The 4,698-nt window shown below is 40.7% G+C and carries 4 protein-coding genes; all 4 read right to left on the reverse strand.

What is annotated here, in order from left to right; translation table 11 throughout:
* Nucleotides 1–20 precede the first annotated feature (20 nt).
* Nucleotides 21–3,140, reverse strand: coding sequence for a tape measure protein (locus D9K81_RS17995; protein WP_120376143.1), 3,120 nt, complete (start codon nt 3,138–3,140; stop codon nt 21–23).
* Nucleotides 3,141–3,347: 207 nt separating this feature from the next.
* A complete protein-coding gene (locus D9K81_RS18000) occupies nt 3,348–3,626 on the reverse strand; it encodes a hypothetical protein (RefSeq protein ID WP_171406973.1) in 279 nt (92 codons plus the stop codon).
* A 68-nt stretch (nt 3,627–3,694) separates the two neighbouring features.
* Nucleotides 3,695–4,261 (reverse strand): hypothetical protein, encoded by a 567-nt coding sequence (locus D9K81_RS18005; protein ID WP_120376141.1) that lies wholly within the window; start codon nt 4,259–4,261, stop codon nt 3,695–3,697.
* Nucleotides 4,258–4,503: a hypothetical protein gene (locus D9K81_RS18520; protein WP_117007082.1), complete on the reverse strand. Its 246-nt coding sequence runs from the start codon at nt 4,501–4,503 to the stop codon at nt 4,258–4,260. The genes D9K81_RS18005 and D9K81_RS18520 overlap by 4 nt, the downstream gene beginning before the upstream one ends.
* Between the last annotated feature and the right edge of the window lie 195 nt (nt 4,504–4,698).

The raw sequence follows: 4,698 nt of genomic DNA on the forward strand, positions 1-4,698 counted from the left end.
GTTTTTACGGACTAATTTCATTACATGCTCCGTTTAAGCATTTCAAATTCTTGAAGCATTTCTTCAACGCTATTAACAGCTTCAGTCGTACCTTGTAGCTCAGCCACTTTAACGCCTGACTGCAATTCCAGAACCTTCTTCTCGGTCGGTTGAATATCTTGCAACGGCGTAAGATCAAAACTAGAAGCAACCATTGGCGCATCTGGCATTACCGGCGCTTGATAAATTGATTCACTGCTACCAGTAAGCGCTGAGCCAATATTGCTCAAACGACCACCTGATCGCTGTGCTTGAGCTCTTGCATTCGCTGCATCCGTTTTGGCTTTCATTTCAGCTTTAAAGTTATCCCAGTAATCATCAGACGCTTTTTTATCCGTACCAACCTCAGGCTGATTCTGCACAGTTGGCTGGTATACTTGACTAACACTACTCTGAGTAACAATAGCCGCACGTTGGATCTCGCCAAGTTTAGAGACTGTAGCTTTGCCAGTGGCATCTATTTGGACTTCAAGGCCTAGATAAGCAGCTTTGGCATTTGCGACAGCAATCACCTGCGCATCACCTGACGCATAGGCCAAACGAATAGTTTCCTCATAAGCTTTTTGCAAAGCATCCTGCGTGGCTTCACCGCTTTTCAAAATAATATTGAAATCATTCATCGCTAAATCAGCAGCAAGTTTTAGTTGCTCCTTAGTTTTTATACCAAGGCGCTCGAATGCCTGCTCAACTGGATTCAAGGCATCGGGCAATTCCTGCACGGCACGCTTAACTGCCTGCATCCCCATTTCTACCTGAGAAGTTGACAGTTTTCCTTGCTCACCAAAGGATTGAAGCTTTAATTTTGCAGCGTCAATTTCTGCCTGACTTTTAGCTATTTCCAGCCATTTAATCCAAGCCTCATAGGTAACATCTGCTGCTTGTTTTCCTGTAATCCCTAGCGCTTCCAAACCCGAAACAAAGTTGTTAACACTGGCTTCATTTTCCTTGAATTTCGCAGAAACACGATTTAAAGAAACATCTAAATCCAGACCCAAGGCAATCGCAGCCTTTCTGGCTTTATCTGCTGAAGCTACATTTTTCTCAGCGCCTTCCGCAGATGCATCCCATGCTTGAACAGATATTTTGCCTGCTTCGTTCATAGTGACGATATAACCTTTCGTCATCAGATCGGCTTGCATCACACCATTCATTAGGCCTTTATTAGCGACAATTGCAGATTCAGCGTAGGCCTGAACGGCCTTTAACTTCTCATCTTCTGTGGCTTTCTTTCCATTTAGCTCAGTTTGTTGATTTGCGAGCACCTGATCCAGGTGTTTTTTGGCATCAGCCAAACTTTCAGCATTCTTTTGCTCTTGAGTCTTACCTATTTCATCAAGAGCTTGCACAGCTTTAGACTTAAATTCTAAGGCACCATCTGAAGCTTTCTTGTAGTACTCCTGAGCCTTGGTCGCCATTGCATCCATATCTGCAATAGCTTGCTGCTTAACATCACCCCATGTGAATTTTGAAACCAATTGCACCCATGCAGCTGCTAAATCATAGATAATTCCCACGAATAAATTTGCAGCAATTTGAATTCCTTTAAACCCATCGCTAATAAAACCCATTGCAACATTGAAAACTTGTAGCACCTTGGTGAAGCCATTCGTTTTAGAGCTAGCCTCATCAATTCCGTTATTGAAATCATATATGCCACTTAACACATCATTTAAGACATCACGAGTGATGACAAAAGCTTCACCCAGTGTTTCACCTATTGTTTTGATGACTTCATAAATACTAGTTAGGGCAGTTTTTAACGCAACAACGGTTTCTGGATCAACCTTTTTAAGTTGATCACCCACCCATACAAATCCCTCACCAATATCACTTAAAAGAGTTTCAACAATCCCCATATTGTCGGCAATCGTTACAAGCCATTCTGCTACAGTTGCACTCGCACCATTAGACTGGTCCATCTTACCAATCAAAATTTCCCAACTGGTTGAAATGCGCTGTAATGCATTACCGATAGTAGTTGGAAATTGATCAAAGGTTTGTTGTACTGCATCCTTTTGACTCAATAAAGCCTTATAAACACGCTCTGCGCCAAGCTCTCCATTGTCAGCCATATTCTTAAGTTCACCAGTGGTGACACCTAAACCCTTGGCTAACGCTTCTGCAACCCCAAAACCATTTTCCATCATGGAATTGTATTCTTCACCACGAAGCGTACCTTGTTGCATACTTTGGATAAATTGCTGTGTAAAGGCCTCGCTAGCTTGTGCGGATACACCACTGATTTGAATTGCTTGATTGATGGTTTTAGTTAAATCAAGCGAATTCTGCTGAGTCATCCCAATGTCTTTACCAACAGCGTTCAATCTCGTGAACAAGTCACCTGTTGCACTCAGACTTGAGTTTGTCATCAAAGCAATTTGGTGCACGCCAGCCATTGCAGACTTAAAGTTACCGCCCTCTTTAGTTGCGATATTAATTCGTGCTGAAAGATTGGTATATGAATCGGCTGTCGCTGACAATTCGCGAATACCAAGCCCCACACCTATTGTAGCCATAGCACCAACAAGTGCATTGACTGCAAATTTGGCGTTATTTAGGCCTTTTTGTGCAGTCTGTGTAGCGCTTTCTGTATTTCGAAGACTGGCATTTGCCCTGCCAACTTCGGTATGAAATTCAATAAATGCACTTTCAGCTTGCTGAACTTCGCTCTCAAGCTGGTCTACTTGTTTTTGTGCAACTGAAATATCTGCAGGTGTTGCTTTTGTTTTAGAAAAATCTTCCAGTCTCTTTTTGGCTGACTCTAGGTCAGACTTTAAGAACGCTAAAGATTTAATCGATTGTTTACCAAAATCGGTAAAGTTTTTTGCAGTGCTTTTGGCATTATCTCCAGCATCCCGAATGATTTGAGTGGCACTAGTTAGTGACTTAGTTAGGCCATCTGCCAACTCTTTACTTTTCTCCGGAACAATATTTCCAAGTGCTTTGGTTGTATCACTACTTGTCTGCTTCAACTGATCCGCTTCAGCTTTGATACTGTCAAAAACCTTTTTAGTAACGTTTTCAGATTGCTTAGCAGCAACAACAAGCCCCTTGCTATCACCATCCATGATTAATTTAAAAGTTAAATTTTTACCAGACATGACGACCTCAAATTTTGGGCAATAAAAAACCCGCCAATTGGCGGGTTGAGCTCAAGGGAAAATACCCTCTAAAGTATTTTGAATACTACTTACTGCATTGTGAGCATATCCATAGATTTGCAACAGCGGATGCGCGTTTTGCAATCATGTGCCATAAAAACATCATTTCTTGCGCTACTTTTATTTCTATATCTATTAAACCTTAGTTTAGCGCGAAGTCTTAATCTGCGTTACTTTGCCATTCTCAATGGTAATCGTATAGGTTTTACTGCCGTCTACATAACTAACTTCACGCACTGGGGTTTCTTTGCCATTCATATTTTTAGTGTAGTCGTATGTTGATGCTGGCTGACCAAGCTTACCTACGATCTGACCGTAACTATCTCCCACGCGAACACGCTCACCATTAACACTGGTATTAGTTAAATTCGCATTCGCAAAAGTAAAAGCAGACATTAAAGCAGTCGCAATCAGTAATTTTTTCATCATATTCCCCATTATTTTAAATATTTACTGAATATTACAGTGATCAAATTCACACCACAATGTAAAAATTACTGATCTTTCTCAAGTGATTTAATAAACTCATTAAACTTCTTATTTATTGCATTCTGCGCCCTAGTTGCGATCGCTAAATTACGCATCTTCATACGTTCAGCTTTTTGAGTCGCTTTAAGATAATAACGGAATGAGCCGTAACTCATCTGCATAATACTTTCAGGCTGATGACCATTCGATACCAGCATCTGAAACACATCGAACCAGCTACTCTTTTTGCGAGGATCTAAATCATCACGATGTTTAGGCTTCGGCTCTGAGAAAAAAGCATGATTTACATTAATCACAGCATCCAGCAATTGAGTGATGATTTGCGCATCACTCTTAAATAACTCAATGACCTGCTCAATACTGGATTTCAATGAATGAGCAATCAATTGAGTTGATTCAAACAAATGAGCATCAAAGATCTTTCGTGTGGTTTCATCTGGATGATCATTCAAAAAGTCTTTAATTACCTGCGCCGCACCTGACCACTCATCAAAGTTATGCATCTGCAGTTGGTGCACCGATAATTCACCTACTTTAATAGGTCGATTTGAGGCAATAAAAAAATCATTCATTGAAATACCTTCGCTAGAGCCACAAATGCATTAATAATATTTGAGAGTTGCCAGATGAAAATACCCATTAAAATGGCACCTGTTACTTTCCAATAACCATGTTTTTCCATTACAACCTCTACTTTGTGTAAAACTACTGCTATAATTTCAACCACAAGTTTCTTTCCCTTGCTTTTATCTGGCGGGTGGAAATAAAAAAGCCCAGCGACTGCAATCGTTGGGCTTTTGCTTTTTATGGGCACAAAAAAAGATGCCTAATGCATCCTATTTAAGTGCCTGTATATGTTTATGCGGCTTTTGGAATCTGCGTGTAATAACCATATAGACCAAGTGCACCATCTTTATCTTTTGATAGGTCGCCCAAGGCATCACCGCTAATCTCGTATGAACCAAACTCTTCATGAATTAGACCAAAGCTTGAATCAGGTGACTTCACA

Source organism: Acinetobacter chengduensis (assembly GCF_003664645.1).
Taxonomy (GTDB): domain Bacteria; phylum Pseudomonadota; class Gammaproteobacteria; order Pseudomonadales; family Moraxellaceae; genus Acinetobacter; species Acinetobacter chengduensis.